The sequence below is a fragment of the Idiomarina tyrosinivorans genome (genome assembly GCF_003987475.1).
Taxonomy (GTDB): Bacteria; Pseudomonadota; Gammaproteobacteria; order Enterobacterales; family Alteromonadaceae; genus Idiomarina; species Idiomarina tyrosinivorans.
The window spans coordinates 43522-59520 of the sequence record NZ_PIQH01000002.1 but is presented as its reverse complement, the minus strand read 5'-3'; the positions used below and the strand labels follow the sequence as shown (position 1 = coordinate 59520).

11 protein-coding genes are annotated in these 15999 nt (G+C 41.0%); 8 read left to right on the top strand and 3 right to left on the bottom strand.

Translation table 11 applies throughout. From position 1 onward, the window contains the following. The first annotated feature begins 13 nt into the window (after nt 1–13). A complete protein-coding gene (locus CWI84_RS02220; protein ID WP_126840957.1) occupies nt 14–1243 on the top strand; it encodes a nucleoside 2-deoxyribosyltransferase in 1230 nt (409 codons plus the stop codon). Then, on the top strand, nt 1236–1832 hold the full coding sequence (locus CWI84_RS02215; protein WP_126840956.1) for a 7-cyano-7-deazaguanine synthase: 597 nt from the start codon (nt 1236–1238) through the stop codon (nt 1830–1832). Before CWI84_RS02220 ends, CWI84_RS02215 begins: the two co-directional genes overlap by 8 nt. Here CWI84_RS02215 and CWI84_RS02210 read toward each other — a convergent pair. Together CWI84_RS02210 and CWI84_RS02205 are read right to left on the bottom strand one after the other, a co-directional pair. Next, entirely contained in the window at nt 1829–2659 is an 831-nt protein-coding gene (locus CWI84_RS02210) for an 8-oxoguanine DNA glycosylase (protein ID WP_126840955.1), read from the bottom strand. The two genes, CWI84_RS02215 and CWI84_RS02210, sit on opposite strands and share 4 nt — an antisense overlap. Beyond that, nucleotides 2652–3329: a DNA adenine methylase gene (locus tag CWI84_RS02205; RefSeq protein ID WP_126840954.1), complete on the bottom strand. Its 678-nt coding sequence runs from the start codon at nt 3327–3329 to the stop codon at nt 2652–2654. The genes CWI84_RS02210 and CWI84_RS02205 overlap by 8 nt, the downstream gene beginning before the upstream one ends. 143 nt (nt 3330–3472) lie before the next feature. On the opposite strand from CWI84_RS02205, the gene CWI84_RS02200 reads away from it, so the two are divergent. Beyond that, complete coding sequence (locus CWI84_RS02200; protein ID WP_126840953.1) at nt 3473–5311, top strand: P-loop NTPase fold protein; 1839 nt, start codon at nt 3473–3475, stop codon at nt 5309–5311. 80 nt (nt 5312–5391) lie between these two features. On the opposite strand, the gene CWI84_RS02195 is transcribed toward CWI84_RS02200, so the two are convergent. Beyond that, nucleotides 5392–6261, bottom strand: a complete 870-nt coding sequence (locus CWI84_RS02195) for a BrxR family helix-turn-helix transcriptional regulator (RefSeq protein ID WP_126840952.1) — start codon at nt 6259–6261, stop codon at nt 5392–5394. 175 nt (nt 6262–6436) lie between these two features. Here CWI84_RS02195 and CWI84_RS02190 point away from each other — a divergent pair, with 175 nt between their 5' ends. From CWI84_RS02190 to dgt, 5 genes are all read left to right on the top strand, one after another. Continuing rightward, complete coding sequence (locus CWI84_RS02190; protein WP_126840951.1) at nt 6437–7852, top strand: Wadjet anti-phage system protein JetA family protein; 1416 nt, start codon at nt 6437–6439, stop codon at nt 7850–7852. A gap of 3 nt (nt 7853–7855) precedes the next feature. After that, entirely contained in the window at nt 7856–8536 is a 681-nt protein-coding gene (locus CWI84_RS02185) for a DUF4194 domain-containing protein (protein ID WP_126840950.1), read from the top strand. Then, a complete protein-coding gene (locus tag CWI84_RS02180) occupies nt 8533–12000 on the top strand; it encodes an SbcC/MukB-like Walker B domain-containing protein (protein WP_126840949.1) in 3468 nt (1155 codons plus the stop codon). Before CWI84_RS02185 ends, CWI84_RS02180 begins: the two co-directional genes overlap by 4 nt. 1 nt (nt 12001) lies before the next feature. Beyond that, complete coding sequence (locus CWI84_RS02175; protein ID WP_126840948.1) at nt 12002–13243, top strand: Wadjet anti-phage system protein JetD domain-containing protein; 1242 nt, start codon at nt 12002–12004, stop codon at nt 13241–13243. Nucleotides 13244–13505: 262 nt separating this feature from the next. Continuing rightward, nucleotides 13506–15995: a dGTP triphosphohydrolase gene (gene dgt / locus CWI84_RS02170; protein WP_198674475.1), complete on the top strand. Its 2490-nt coding sequence runs from the start codon at nt 13506–13508 to the stop codon at nt 15993–15995. Nucleotides 15996–15999 lie beyond the last annotated feature (4 nt).

The following is a 15999-nucleotide window of genomic DNA, read 5'->3' as shown; positions in this document are numbered from 1 at the left end:
GGGTTAGTCCGCGATGAGAGAGATAACTATTGTTGGCGGCGTATATGGAGAGGTTTGTGACTTTCCTAGAAATCAAACTATACGGGGTAGTGCGGGACGCTCGGCAGTGGCGCTCGCTTCGGAAGCGAAAACGTCCTTGTTTGCATTCATAGATTCCGAAATGGAGCGTGAATTTCGGGCAATTTGTAATAACAACAATGTCCATGAAACATTATTCTCTAGGGAGGATCCAATTTGGTTTCGCTATCGGCATCCTCTCTCAAGTCCAGTTCGTTACGATACAAATAAAGAATATACTCTTGGAAGTGAGGTTACGGCGGATCAGTGTTTAGTTTTCGGAACAATTGAGAATCGGCCTGAGGTGCACGCCAATAATGTTGTATATGACCCGCAAAACGTTAATACAGCGTCTTCATTTTCTTCTAATGGGTCGAAAGCTAACTCAGTTATTTACGTAGTCTCCTTATTAGAGGGAAAAGTTCTAACTCAGTGTGAAGAGCCTAAAAATATAGCTTCCAAAATAATGACATTTGATAATGTTACTGGAGTCATCGTTAAATGCGGACCTTTAGGAGCGTTCGTCACAGATAGGAATGAAAGTGAGTGGGTCCCATGTTTTCCATCAACCAAGGTTTATAAGATAGGCACTGGCGACATTTACTCAGCGGCAATAGCGTTATTTCACCTTTTAGATGGGGTCAGCCTGCGAGATAGCGCCTGGTATGCGTCTGCTGCTGTATCTCGTTATGTTGAGTCTCCTATAGAGAGGCTATTATTTGAAAAGAAGGACGAAATCGTCAATATAGCTAAACGGATGATGGATCAAAAACGACCTTATCAGCCGAAATCTTTGTCTAATAAAAAAGTGTATTTAGCCGGACCGTTTTTTAATACTGCACAACAGTGGCTAATTGATGAAGCTAGAGAGACGCTGCAGGGTTTTGGTTTGGAGGTTTTCTCTCCTATACATGACGTTGGGGAAGGAGCATATGATGAAGTGGCGTCTCTAGATATTGCTGGGATAGATGCGTCTGACATTGTATTAGCTATCGTTGACGGGAACGACTCGGGGACGCTTTTTGAAGTTGGTTATGCCAGGGGGCGTGATATCAAAGTTATCGCGATAGCGGAGTCGTGCGATGAGCAAAACTTAACGATGATTCGCGGTTCTGGATGTGGTGTAGCAGGTGATTTTGCTACAGGGATTTATGCGGTTTGCTGGGAGCTCTTGGCTGATGACTAACTCGGTATTATTGCTATCGGGCGGCTTAGATTCGATAGCGTTGGCTTATTGGCTTAGACCGTCTCGATGTCTTTTTGTTAATTATGGGCAGTTGCCCGCATCAGCTGAGCATGCGGCGGCTGGCCAAATTTGCAATTCCTTGAATATTCCTCTTGAAGAACTAACTTTGCCTCTAGAGAATTTAGGAGCAGGAGATATGTCTGGAAACTCCTCTTCCGAGCACTCACCTCATAGTGAGTTTTGGCCATTCAGAAATCAGATATTGATTACATTAGGGGCGATGATGGCTTTAAGGTACGAATTAGATTCGGTGTTAATAGGCACTGTATCTACAGACTCCAAGCACAAAGACGGCACCGTAGATTTCAGAGACGCTTGTAATAAGCTACTTGGTATTCAAGAAGGAAGTGTTTCGGTAGAAGCTCCAGCTGCTTCTATGACTACCGAGCAGTTAATACATGAAAGTGGCGTACCGGTCTCTTTGATGGGGTGGGCTCATTCGTGTCACACATCGAATGTCGCTTGTGGCGAATGTCCGGGTTGTTATAAGCAATCCGAACTTATGGGTTCTATGGGGATTAACCGTTAAACAAGCTGCAGTTGCTTTTCTTCCACGGATAGACTAATTAATTCAGCCCTATTCTTAGGTTTATGCATTGCCCGTTCGAATAAACGCAAGCCAAGAGGGCCTATCTCTCGCATTTGATCCCAGATTAGGCAGTCCAGTCGAGAGGGCTGAGCTCCTAACTTTCGGCAAAACTCAATAAATATGGACTCCATCTCGGTGTAGTGTTTATCCACATTGTGCTCTGGTTTGAATATTCCGGTAATGATACCTGCCCGTATGAGGTGAATATCTAAAATAGCGACTTCATCGGAATCCTCTAAGTTTCTTACAATCCAGCTAGCAGTTTTTGGTCCGACTCCCTTTAGTGTTAGTAAGCGATCTCTCAGTTGCTTGCCTTTGAGATGATTCCAGTTGCAGCTTTTCAAGACCTTCATTGCTGAAGATAAGTATTTCGATTTTTGTCGAGGATAGCGGTAGCGTCTCGACTTACCTTCGAGCTTCAGGGGGTGAGATAAATAATCCTCCCAGCATCTGGGGTCTGTTTCATAGTTATCTATAAGCCCAACCTCCTTACACCTTTCAAATGCTGCGGTCGCTAGTTCAGCGGTGACGCCAAATCCCCCGAGTAGGCAGAAAGTTAATTCCTCAGTAAGAGTAGCATTTGATTTGTATTTAGATTCTGACATTCTGTCGAATCCGTTCATCCAATATTGTGTAAGCCAATAACATGGTGTGAAAAATTCATGAGCCTCTCCCCAAGTAAGACCATTCATAAAATTGTCTTTTGGGTCAGGAATCAAGCGCTTTTCCACTACTTCATTTAGTTGATAATAGAATGGCTTAATCATACTTGAACTCTCCAGCTTGTTGCTCTCGCATCCATTGGTAGAGGGCTGATCGCTCTTGCAGTGATAATGAACTAATACGATCTTGTAGGCGTCCCAGTCGTCTTTTTACGACTTCTCTTTCTCTAAATGTATTACCTATGTATCTGCTGTCATGAAGGTGTTCAGGCTTCTCATAATTGAACCATACTACTTCGTCTCGATTACCATCGTGTGCTTTGGAACTGAATGTATGACGATTCCAATCACTCAAAGTGCTTTCATAAAGGTCGTTTGAATAACCTGAGATCAGCACATAGCAATTAAGGCTTTTAGCTAGCTTGAGTAATCTTACATGGTCGTGATGAACGTAATCGTGACGATAAACGCGTTTTCTTTTTCGTGTTTTGGGGTGATAAGGAGGATCAATATAAATCAGTGTCTTAGAATTTAGCTCCAATTTGCTCAAGTACTCGACAGCATCTCCTTCAATAAGGGTACAAATATCACCATAGTTACGTTGCCACCTCTCAACTACGACGGGATCTCGCTCAATTCCTATCTGTTTAAGAGCCGGCTTTTTATTGCGCATGACCGCCCCTCCGCCTAAATGACTCTCGATGTAGCAGTCATGAGGAGGCATAAGGTTTATAATGTGAGGGAAACTTTTTCCCTTTCCACCAGGGTATTTCATGTCACTATCATCGACAAAACTGTCGATGATGTCAACTATTAGATAGAGCTGATTGGCAATAACTGCTTGAGGGATGCTGCTATCGTTCAGAGCGAGTCACAGTGTTAAAGTACATACGTTTATCGTTACTTTTAGGAAATCAAATGAGTATAGCCGACCCCAATAAAGCAACCAGAGAACTTATTGAAGATTATATTATTCGCGCAGAGTCGGGAGAGTTTGCTGTGATGCTTTCAGGGAGCTGGGGAGTCGGTAAAACTCATTTCATCAAAAATTTATTGGATAAGCATGAAGTCTACTCTGACTATGTCTATCTCTCACTAAATGGTATTTCGAGCGGACGAGAGGTTTACGAGCAGTTAATGGCTCAGTTGAATCCTTTTTGGCACTCAGATAAGAGTAGGAAGGTGCGTAAAGTTGTTGCGGGATTAGCGAGCGCTGCACTTCGGTTTGATTTAACAGACGATAATGGGGTTAGCTTGCAGCTTAATCTTAGTGAACTTGACTTGAGTTCATCCAAGGTAGGTACGAATGGCTCCCGGATATTGGTGTTTGATGATTTAGAGCGTGCAGCTATGCCGGTTGATGTTGCGCTCGGGCTTATTAATGGTTTTGTAGAACATTCACACGCTAAAGTGATTGTATTGAGCAATGAAAAGGAATTGGATGAAAGACTGTGTAACTATAGATCGATTAAAGAGAAAGTCGTTGGTATAACGGCTCCAATCTCACCAGATTTTGGTAGCGCAGTACAGAACTTTATTGATGCTGAAAAGTCTTGCTCTTTGAAAGGCTTCTATCACGATAAATTGAATATAATCGAGGAGGTCTTTCAGGCCTCTGGAGCTGAAAATCTGCGCCATATTCGCTTTGCGCTAATGGAGTTTACCCGACTGGTTAGGGCTATAGATCTACAAGAAGATATAGAGGCTGATAGTGGCCTTGTTACTCGCCTTTTCCGAATTCATTTGATCATGCAAATAGAGGGGAAAAGGGGATATTTAAAATCTAAAGATGACTTTTTATTTAAGTATAGTTCGCCGAGTGAGACCGACAATGAGGAAAACAAGCTCCAAAATATAACTAGGAGATATAATTTTCACATCTCCTCGCAGAATGTAATTGGTTTACCTAATTGGTCGGACTTTGTTATTAGCGGACTAATAAATAAGAGCAAGTTGCGAAAGGCTTGGGATGAAGCTACTACTGCCGAGAAAGGGAGTCCATGGCTGAAGCTTTGGCATTGGGGATCGCTCTCTATAGAGGAGTTTGAGACAACAAAAGAGTTGTTTTTGGCCGATATAGAAAAAGCTGATTTTGAGTCCATTCATGAAATTCCGCATTATCTAGGCTTATTGCTTTTCTTTTGGAAGGAAAAGACGCCTCTGGTGGATTGGCCTTTGAAAAAAGTTACTTCCAAGTTGTGTTGTGCCACAAAGAAATACTTATCTATGTATCCTGAAGAGAGCCATATCGCAGGGTTCTCAAGTGACAGTTATGGTGGTTATGCTTACTACCAAAGGGGCGAAAATGATTTTTCTGAAGCGAAAGTTAAGCTAGAGTCTGTTATACAAAAAACACGTGAAAAATCACTCAAGGCATTTTCGGATGAAGTAAAAAAATCTATTGAAATCGGTCAAGATGCTTACGAAAAAGCAATGAGTAAACTATATCAAGAGGCGGCGAAAACCGACGTTCAAGATGTATTTGAACATTTGGATGCTGCTGAACTGGCGAAAGTGTTAGTACGCAAAGCACAGGATAGCTTCGACTTGTCACGAGTCATAAGGTTATTTACAAATGAACACGAGTATTATGAGCCAGGAGATCAAACTGAAGCCTTTTTTCATTCATTCCTGAATGCTCTAAAAGAAGAGTTGCAATCAGATAGGCTTAAGCCTTTCACGTCTTTGAAAGTAAAGAGAGCAATTGAAATTTTAGAGTATAAATACCCAGTTCGATCTGCGAAACAGTGTCAATAGATACGTTGAGAATTTGGCTTCTCCCCGATAAATAGAGCTACTACAACTAAAATATGTACGCAATTGTTGATGAGTAAGCCCTACTCTTTGTTGTTGGCAAATAAACACTTTTTTACAGTAGCCCAGTTTTTTACTACCACTGGGTATTTGTATGGCTCAGTCGTAGACAGTGCATACTCCGCATCATTGGATGGCAAGAGGTTATCTTGAAGGAAATACTGCACAACGAAAGCTTCTACTTCGTATGTTCGCTCTTGCTCAATCTGAAATTCATAACCGATCAGCGCTTGTACTTTTTTAGATAGTTTTGCATTAGGTACAACGATGATGGGTACTTTTTTTATGCCATCATCATAGGGCAGCTCTGAGACATTTAGTCTGGTTGAGGTTTTGCGTGGAATGGTATTAAACCTTGAGATACTAAAGTCGCGATATGAATTATGTTCAAAACAATAGGCTCGAACATGCAATCGATTGGAAGCTCTAATCAGTTTCGTAGGTAAGATAGTACGCTTATGGCCTACTGGATTTTTTACAGATGAATAGATAGCTTCGATGACATACTGATTTTCAATAGCTGCTAATAACGCAGATATTACGCCATGGGGTTGTATGCGCTCAAGAAAAGGCACTTGCCCCACATATGCATTATTATCCAAACCCCCTTTACTTAAAGCTCTGTCAAAAGAAGCGACCTCACTAATTAACTTTGGTGAAAATTGCGGATAGGGTCGAAAACACTTATCTGTCGCCGAATAGGGTTTAATATTATCTGGAAACAGCGACATATAGGTTTTTATGTCATTGCTGGCAACTGGACGAGTTATCCCAAACTCCTCTATCAACTGCTTGATGACGATGCGGCGATGAAACAATAGTTGCGCCTCTAAGAAGCGCAATCTCTCTACCTGTGTCCGTGGCAGCTTTGCCATGCCATCTATTTCAGTCATGCAATTTACCCTTTTCTTTATGCATTACGACAATTTTATGTTTGCCACAGATGAATTTTCAGTATTTATACATAAAATCACTTGATATATCAAATAACTTTACATGTTAAATAAGTTGATATATAAAATATCTTTATATATTTGGGCGCCTTAGAGAAGCCAGGCAGGTAAGTGTATGTTTTGGAATACTATCAACCTAGATTTGTTTAAGCCTTTCGGTTCGCCAAACGCTAATGCTTACTGCGTGGCACTATGGCGGCTTTATGAGACGTTAGTCCAGAATCAATTAGAGCTTGATGAATGCACTCCCAAGGAAGCCAAAGAGGAAATCCGTTTTGCGTTTCTTGAGAATAGTCAGCAAATAGATTACGACAGAGAAAGTGAGTCTGAACGCTGTGACAGCGACGAAGAATATACTTACCGTTATTTAAGGAAATGCGGTTGGCTTCGTGAGATTGATGAGGTGGGATATCGGCGAGTTACTTTTATGCCCCAAATTGCATCTAATTTGTTAAGTGCCTTAGACGGCATTAAGCGGGGACCGGGCGCTAGATTGGCAACAACGTGCCAAACAATATTTGTTGGTATCAATAGTGTATTGGAAGAACCGTCGCGTAATGCTTTTGTTATTTCAAGTGCGGAGGAAACAGCGCGTAGCTTTCAAGATCAGCTCAAAGCGATGGCTGCAAGTTGTCGTGACATTGCATACCGCATGCGTGAAGAGCAGCAAGGGAACGAGTTGTTTAGGACGTTTTTCAAAGAGTTTACTAGAGAAATTTTATTAGAGGATTACTCGAAGTTAAAAACGACCAATCATCCCTATCGATATCGTCAAAGAACTTTATTGGCGGTGTCTGAGATTTTATATACCAAACGCATTTTTGACGAAGTGGTTGCCTCAATCGAGCGTACATTTGAAGGAAAAACACGAGAGGAAATTGAATCTGAAGTTAAAGAACAGCTCGTCAATATCACGATTATTTTTAAGAATATAGATAAACTACTAACTCGAATAGATGAGTATAGAAGTGCCATGACTAGGCGTACTCGAGAAGCGATGCAATATGCTCTAACCGCTGTCCCCGAGTTAAGCCAAAAGCTAGATGAAGTGATTGGTTTAATGGTGAAGCATAATGAGGATATGTGCCCAAGCGGACTTCTATCTGAAAGGTACGTTGCTAGATCACGGTTTTTCAAACCAATTGTTAAGCGACCTGAGCCTGAACCAACACGTGTTAACCGAACTTCCCCGCCAATTGAAAAAATTGCCGAACAACGAGCATACGATAGCTTCATAAGAAAACGAGCGCCAAACCCGAAACGCTTAATTTTAATGTTAGAAAAAAACCTTCAGAGCAAAGCAGTGATCACCACTGATGATATTACTGTCGATTCCTTAGATGACTTTTTGGCTTATCTACAACTGCGGGATTTATTGCACGGCTGTGTACCAAAAACCAACCCTTATCATTCTCTGCTTGACTATTATGACGTAAGAACAGTGGAGGGTGAACTTACTGAAAACCGCTATTTGACTGCACCTAAGTTGGTAATTCGTCGTAAATCAAGCGCTTCAATAAAGAGAACTTAAGCTATGTTAAGAGACTTACGAGCTATTCTGGATAAAACAGAATATGAATCACTTGAAGAAGAGCAATTCCAAGAAGCTGCTGCGTTCTTACGTAGAAAACAGTTTATATTTTCAGATGGGCATGGTCATCGTAAACATTATGAGTTGATAAGGCGGTTTAAAGGATACTTTGCTCACCTTTTCGATGCGTTCGGGGATGAGCTAAAAATAGATGAAAGCTTCGGCTTCATTGGTTTTATTCCCTCTACCTCTAATCCACCAATGAAAATGTTGGATACTATATTCCTACTGATACTAGCTAAGCTGCATGACTTAGAAGCTCGGCGAGCGAATACACAGAATGGTAGAGCATCCCCTTCGCCAGGTATTCTAATCGATAGCTTCATAGAGCTTACAGGACGTGAAAAACCCAAAAAGGTAGAGACAAAAGCGGCATTAAAACGACTTGAAGAAAGTGGTGTGATTCGTTTGGGAGAGAACGACAAGGTTTCAGAACTCCCATTAATTGAAGTGCTTCCTACCATCCATGTCGTGGTTACTGACGATTACTTGGATATTTTGAAAAATTTTGCGAAGTGCGATGAAGAAAAAGCTTCAAGTGATGAACGAATGGTGAACGAGTATGAGCAGGAAGACCCAATTGCAAGTGTTAATGAAATAGCTACGTCGGGAGATAGATTATGAGTGCTGAGGTGACCAAGAGAATGCACACGTTGACACATATTACGTTGGTGAATTGGTATCTGTTCACCGATGTGACTATCCCTGCCGATGAAGGTTGTATATTAATAAGAGGATTTAATGGTGTCGGGAAGAGCTCTTTAGCTGACGCGATCCAGGTTGTTTTGGCTGGAGCTGACGAGACAAAAAAGAATTTAACGCTCAATGCTGCTAGTAGTAATGATGGGAAAACAGGTCGCTCCATTCGCTCGTACTGCCTTGGTATCGTTAGCGATACAGATGGGGAAGACTATGTTCCAACTCGTGAGTCTAGTAACACATATATTGCGCTTGCTTTCAAACGACCGAACGGAACTGAATATAGTATTGGTATCCACCTGTATTGCCGTAAAAGCGAATCAGGGGTAGTTCAAAAACACAGGTTTACTGTCGAGGGGGCACCCCTTACTTCTACAGATTTTATGGAAGGCGAGTATACGGTGTTGCCATGGAAAGATATGGAGCATCGACTAGCCAATACTATCAATGGGAAAGCTAGCTTTTTCAGAACGGCTCAGGATTTTCGTATGAAGTACTGTGAACTGATGTCTTACGAAGTAGCAGACCACCAGATTTCTCCTGACATGATGCTACAGGCATTCAAAAATGGAATATCATTTAAAGAACAAAAAAGTATTGACGAATTTACTCGTGACTACATTTTGCCAAGACGTAACATTGACGTAATGCGAATTGAAAATGACTATGAAGAGTACGCTAAAATTGAGAAGCTCATAACTGGCGCTAAAGAAAAATTAGAATCCCTTTACGCTATCATAAAGCACTACAAACGTTACCAGTTGAAGTCGCAACAAAAAATTGCTTTTGACTGGTCCGTCAAAGAAGCAGACAAGGGTAAATGTAACTCGGAAATTGAAGCGGCTCAGGAATTGATTGAAGCTCTCTCTAAAGGGATTGAACAGAATGAACAGAAACTGGCTCTGCTTGAAACAAAGTTACCAAAGCTGGAAAAAGCAAGAGATAGCTCAAAATCAGCGTTTGATAACTCTGAACCTAAGAAATTACTAGATCAGATAGAGAATCAGTTATCAGTACTGACTATCGAGGACAAGCAATTTGTAAAGCAGGGTAACAAACTTAAGGAGGATATTAGTGCGTTATGCTCTGGAAAATTTTCATTTCCTAGTGAACTTGATCCTTCATTATCCCAAGCTTTTGATCAGGGAAATCAGGTTCTTATGCCATTGGATAACTGCTCTCAAGATGATTTGTTAAGTCCCTGGTTTCTTGAAGAAAAAACACCATCTATTTTGAGTGCGTTTTTAAGACTTAAGGAGTCAGTGAAAAACTCTATTGAACAAGGGTTCGATGAGGCCAAGCAATACCATGAATCGCTTCAGAGTGAGTTTACTGAGCTGACAGAGGCTTATAAAAAGGCTTCTGAAGGCAAGGCTACTCTGCGTGACACAACCAAGCACATGATCATGCTGCTGAAAGATTCAAATATTGAAGCCATTCCGGTGTGTGAACTGGCAACTATAACAGATACAGAATGGCAAAAAGGGATTGAACATTTTCTTGGTAGTAACCGCGAGTCATTAGTGATTCAGGCAGATAAATTCGAGGCAGCACTAAAGGTTTACCGTGCGGCTAAGGATGCAATACCTAAACTACGACAAGTTAAGCTGGTTAACCCTGATAAGAACATCTGGCCTAATGTAGAACCAGACGAGAGAACAGCTGCAAACCTGATTCAATCCAATCACCCGGTTGCGAAGCGCTATTTGCAAGGATTACTTTTTAAGGTATTTCTGGTAGACACGGAATCCGAGTTGCGAGAGGCAAAACGAGCAATTACTAAAGATGGCATGGTTGCGGGTAACGGCGCAATTGGTGGTGGAAATAGAGTTGATTTCGTACTGATTGGCAAAGATGCTCGACGGCAGGATGCCCTAAGAATACAGGAGCGCGCGTCAGAACTAGCTCCAAAACTTCAGTCGGCATCTAACCGTCAAAATGCCATTAAAAGCTTTAAGGTGGAGTACGAACAAACGACAATGCGTATTCAAGATCTTTGGGATGAGATTTCATGCAGTTTGGATGAGTTTCGCAAAAGAAGAATAAAAATTAACGCGCTTAAAGTGCGACAGAAAGAAATAGAGGAATCTTCTGACGATACGCTAAAGGCACAGTTCAAAGACGCAGAAAAAGAACTGAAGGAGCTAAGAGAAGAGCAAAGAGAACTGGAGCTAGGGATACAAAGAGACAAGACAATAAAAGAGCAGAAAGAGGAAAGTCTCCAGACTCTAAATGAACAGTTTACTATTATCAGCAATGAGCAGCATGCCGTTGAAAATTCGCCATGGTATGAAGCTCAACTCGCCAGTGACATATACGAGAGTCTAGTAGATGAGCATGGTAGTGAAATAGAAGCGCTAATTGCCGCTCAAAAAAATGCTAAAAATGCTGACAACGCTGCAAACAAAGCAAAAGGAGAAGGAAAGGAGCTTCTAGTAGAGTACTGCACCAGATACGAACCTGTTGATAAAAAAGAACTACTAGCCATGGATGAGTTATCTCAATTGGCACGTTGTCAGGCGTATGCAGACCGTATCCAGAATATCGATATTGTTATACATGAGGATGAAGCAAAGACCGCTCGGGAGAAAATGCTTGAAAACTTCAGAGCTGAAGTGGTAGCAAAGCTTAAAGAGTCCTTTCAGGAAATAGATTATACTTTTGACGTGCTTAACTCACAGCTTTCCGGTTTGACATTTAATGATAATACGTATTACTTCAAACATCCGGTTACTCGGATAGAGTCACTCAAAGAAATCCACGACTATATTACGGATACAAGTGATCTATCTGAACATGATATTGGTGGGTTGTTCGACGAAGATAAGGACTCACCAGCAATAGAAAGCATCCAAAATCTTTTACTTGATAATCGGTTACACGAGATATCTGATTATAGAAATTTTTATACTTACGACATAATTGAAAAAAATTCTCGAAGTGGAGAGGCTCGCTCGGTCAGTAAGCTTCTCAGCACGGGCTCTGGGGGTGAAAAACAAACTCCTTTTTATGTAGCTCTCGGTGCATCGTTTATGTCGGCGTACAGAATTAAGAGAATTGGCAACCATATTCATGGGGGGGCAGCTCTTGCGGTTTTTGATGAGGCTTTTAGCAAGATGGATGGTAATAATGCGCAATCCGCTCTTGCTTTCTTTAGAGACATTGGTTTGCAGGTGATTTTAGTGGCTCCCCCTGAAATTGACTTAAAAAGCGGACGTTTCGCCGACAAAATTTACAATGTATTGCGAGACGGTAATCGCATTTACCTTGATTCTAAAAGCTATACGAGCGAGGGAAAAGACTTGCTAGACAGTGATAATCCTTACCTGCATTCAGAGATCATGAATGATTATATTGCACAAGTAAGAGAAGATATAGGCATCGAATAATATGTTTGACCGGTTTCTCCAGCGCGTGATTAATCAGGTAAATTTGCCAAGTCAGCTCATCCAAATTACTACTATTAATTTTACCGCAGTGCGTTTTGATTTCTATTTCAAAGCGCCGCTTTCTGTACGACTAAAGTTTCATGATGAACTCGAAGCCTTACGCACGACAACTGGAGCGTTGTCTTTGTTGTATGCAGCGAAAACTTTCAACGAAGAGCCAAAACTTAAAGCCGTTCATATCACAGATTCTCGCAGGCTTCTTAATGCTTTAAATGTTGCAATCCGAGCTGATCTAGTTCGCAAATCAACTTCGTTGATTGAAGAGACTAATCAAAATAGAGTCACCTGGCTAAGCGATATCATTAGTGAGGTTACTGCAGGATGGCACCGTGGTAAAAAACCTTATTCTATAGGGCCTGAGGATGTCCAAAAGCTAAGGGATGCGTTTGTTTTCATAGATTGGTACGAACAAAAAGAAGCAGATAAGGTAGATATCGATACCCGAACTCTGAGTGCTCAACTATATGGTCCTACCAAACGCTTAGAGGAGATCATGGGCACTATTGCCAGCATTTACAAAGGTCGCCTGTATGAAGAGGTTGCAGAATGTAAGCCAAGTGAAATTTTAAGTTATCTCGGTGTGAGCCGTTTTCCACCGCAAATAAGAGTTAAAGGTCCCGTAGTTTTCTACCAAAAGAATGGGGGGGTATTGGACATATCAGCCAGTTGGCCATCCGCGAGCTGTCCACCAGATGTGGTAGAAAAAGTGTCTCTAAGTGGCGAGCCAAACTATGTCTTGTTCATTGAGAATAGAACCACATTTGAACGGTATACCAGAGAGATAAATGATAAGGGGCTGGTATTATATACGAATGGTTTTCCTTCACGCACTTGGCTAAGAATTTTCAAGTGTTTGGATGAACTATTGCCATCTCATGTTCCTTTTTATCATTGGGGGGATGTCGATGAGGGTGGCTTCAAGATTTTAGCTTTTCTAGATAAATTACTTTCTAGGGAGCTAACTCCCCATTGCATGGTTCCTTCTACAATTAAGACTTATGAAGCTCAGAAAGTTCTTAAACTTAAAAACCTTTTGACCATATTAGCTCAATCAGACTCTGACCAAATTAATGGGCTCCGGCAAACAATTGAGGACTTATTAAAGAGCGGAGACTACTGCTATTGGGTGGAGCAGGAGCACCTTCCCATAATTTCTTGCCAGCCTCTGAACGAGAGTGACTAATTTGGCAGGCTACAACCAATTGCTGAATGAATTGAGCTGTTCTGGGGAACCCGCCGCTGTAGCTCTTACTAAACACGCTACGTGGCGTACTACTCCAATATTGCAAGACAGAAACGCATGGAAAGGTTTAAACCACTAAGAGCAAGCGTGTTCCAATGACTATCCATAAGAGGTAGAGTAAAAAATAACTTTGAAAACGTTTACTGACAGCCTTAGTGAACTAATAACGACTTCACCTTTTTGGGGTATTATGGAGATTGATATGGAGTGGGAAGATCAGCTCAAGTTAAAAGTGCGGTATTGGGTTAGGCAAGGACTGAAAACTTTAGACGAGATAGTACCCCAGTGCGATGGGGCTTCACCCATTGAGGTTGAAAGGATCCTGAAAAAAGTTAAAAGGGAAGACTTGAGCGACGTTAGTAAGTCTTTGGAGTATAGAAATAAATTTTTTTATAACTTACCAGCTTCTAATCCAAAACATTACCAATGGTGGTACACACTCGCATCGCAAGAAGATTTCGTGGGGAGGCTTCTTAGCACGCATGATAAACTTAGAGTCTTATGTATAGGAACACCTACTATAGCTTCCGTTCTGAGCTCTAATGAAGTACCAACTGTGTTGCTTGATATTGATGCTGATATCATAGAGTTATATAACAGAACGTATTCAAATAAAGGTAAGGGAGTACGTTATGACGTATTTAAAGGGCTGCCCTCAGAACACCATAAAAAGTTTAATATATCAGTCATAGATCCTCCGTGGTATCTAGAATACTTTAAAGCCTTTTTGTCTCGCGCTATTAGTGGAACAAAAAATGGAGGGCTTGTGTATTGCTCCATTCCTCAGATATTAACGCGCCCAGGTATAGCTGCAGAACGCCAAAGTATAATTGAAGAGCTAACGAACTGTGGTCACGAGGTGCTTTGTATCGAAAAATCCTCTTTCAAATATATCGTTCCCGAGTTTGAAGACGTCTCTTTTAAAGAAAAAAAACTTAGTCTTTCTAATCAACCTTGGCGAGCTTCTGACCTTCTTATTATAAAAGTTCGCGGAGATAAATTACTTGTCAATTCGGAAGAAAAAAGTCCTTTAATCCACAGCTTTTCAAGAGCGAGTAGTCAGTCTATATTTAGAGTTTTCTTACAAGAGGAAAATATTAAAACAAGTGTAGGCCCTCGTCGAGCCATAGGCTTTAAAGAAAGTATTAGCAGGAGAGATAAGAAAGAAGAAGTGAATGTTTGGACCTCCAAAAAGGATGGATTTCAATTTGAAGACTATAGTATCTCAAAAGAAATTCTCTCCAGTTGGGCGTCAGGAAAGTCAAAATCAGAAACTGTTGAACAGCTCAAATCAAGCCAAAATGAAATACGAAACATTGTAGAAAAGCACGATGAGCTTTTGGAGCTGTGGAGCCGACATGCCGATGGTGATGTCCGTCGTTCTGACAAACATATCAAAGAAATAAGTGAGCGATCTCACAGCCAATGGGCTACGAAACCTAGCGCTAGAGAATATGGAAGTAAATCAGATGGATTCAGAATAGAGTACCAGCGAGATAGAGATCGAGTCATTTGGTCGAGTGGCTTTAGAAAGCTAGCTGATAAAACGCAACTGTTTCCGCTGGGTGAAGACGAAAATTTACGTCAGCGCCTAGCCCATAGTATTGAAGTGATGCAGCTAGCCACGACGATATCAAATAGCTTTGGTCTAGATAAAGATTTGGTGGAGGCAGGAGCCTTAGCACATGATGTTGGTCATACTCCTTTCGGACATGCTGGAGAAAATGCACTTGATCGTTTGTTTGTCCACCTCGGCGTTACTTGCGGTTTTAATCATTATGAACATGGGGTTGATGTAGTACGGTATTTAGAGGGCTCGTATCAAAACAACGCTTATGAAATTCATCATGGATTAAACCTCACAGCAGAAGTTTGCGACTGTATTTTGAAACATACATATTGTCACTCTGCTGAAGGAAGCGGTCATCATGACGTTTGGAAGAAGTCCAAGCATAAAGACTATTTAAAGTGTTCTGGCTTTAGTCACCTTGAAGGGCAAGCAGTTAGAGCTGCGGATAAGATTTCTTACCTTTTGTCAGATATAGAGGACGGAATACGTTTAGGAGCCGTTAAACATGAAGACCTTATGTTCTGTCGATTGTTTAACCGTTCCCCTATCGACTTTAGAATGAGAAAAGGTGAAAGTCTCTACATGAAGTTTATTGAGCAAAGGGGAGCAATAATAAAGTTATTAATGGAGGACGTTATTCTTGAGTCGTCTAAAAGAATTAGCTCTTTAAGTTCTATAAACGAAGTTCGCAATGCTAATGACTATTGCATATATCACAGCCCAGAAATAATGGCTGACACAAATGAAATATGGGAAAAAATTCAAGTTAGGCTATTGCATAATGATCCACGAGTGATAACAGCTAATTTAAAAGCGTCAAAAATAATAACTGAGTTAGTCATCTTGTTCACACTCTTTCCTGAGTATATTGACGAAAGGTTCCGTATTGAACATGAAAGGCTGCGAGCCTCAGTTTACATGAAGCATTATGAGTTGGATTGTCCCAAAGTTACCATTCCTACTTCTTTTACGGTATTTTTGCCGTTGAACTTTATGATAGGTTTTAATGAGAAAAAACTAAAAGACATACCGATTTATAATTTAGTGATTGCTAAAGATTATGTAGCTAGCTTTTCTGATAATAAATGTAATCGTCTCCACCGCGAATTACTCACCAACTAACTAA

Bases quoted from the DNA above. Each gene is read 5' to 3' on its own strand.
- CWI84_RS02175 (WP_126840948.1), top strand. From the start codon at position 12,002: ATGTTTGACCGGTTTCTCCAGCGCGTGATTAATCAGGTAAATTTGCCA.
- CWI84_RS02220 (WP_126840957.1), top strand. From the start codon at position 14: ATGAGAGAGATAACTATTGTTGGCGGCGTATATGGAGAGGTTTGTGAC.
- dgt (WP_198674475.1), top strand. From the start codon at position 13,506: ATGGAGTGGGAAGATCAGCTCAAGTTAAAAGTGCGGTATTGGGTTAGG.
- CWI84_RS02205 (WP_126840954.1), bottom strand. From the start codon at position 3,329: ATGAAATACCCTGGTGGAAAGGGAAAAAGTTTCCCTCACATTATAAAC.
- CWI84_RS02200 (WP_126840953.1), top strand. From the start codon at position 3,473: ATGAGTATAGCCGACCCCAATAAAGCAACCAGAGAACTTATTGAAGAT.
- CWI84_RS02185 (WP_126840950.1), top strand. From the start codon at position 7,856: ATGTTAAGAGACTTACGAGCTATTCTGGATAAAACAGAATATGAATCA.
- CWI84_RS02210 (WP_126840955.1), bottom strand. From the start codon at position 2,659: ATGATTAAGCCATTCTATTATCAACTAAATGAAGTAGTGGAAAAGCGC.
- CWI84_RS02195 (WP_126840952.1), bottom strand. From the start codon at position 6,261: ATGACTGAAATAGATGGCATGGCAAAGCTGCCACGGACACAGGTAGAG.
- CWI84_RS02215 (WP_126840956.1), top strand. From the start codon at position 1,236: ATGACTAACTCGGTATTATTGCTATCGGGCGGCTTAGATTCGATAGCG.
- CWI84_RS02180 (WP_126840949.1), top strand. From the start codon at position 8,533: ATGAGTGCTGAGGTGACCAAGAGAATGCACACGTTGACACATATTACG.
- CWI84_RS02190 (WP_126840951.1), top strand. From the start codon at position 6,437: ATGTTTTGGAATACTATCAACCTAGATTTGTTTAAGCCTTTCGGTTCG.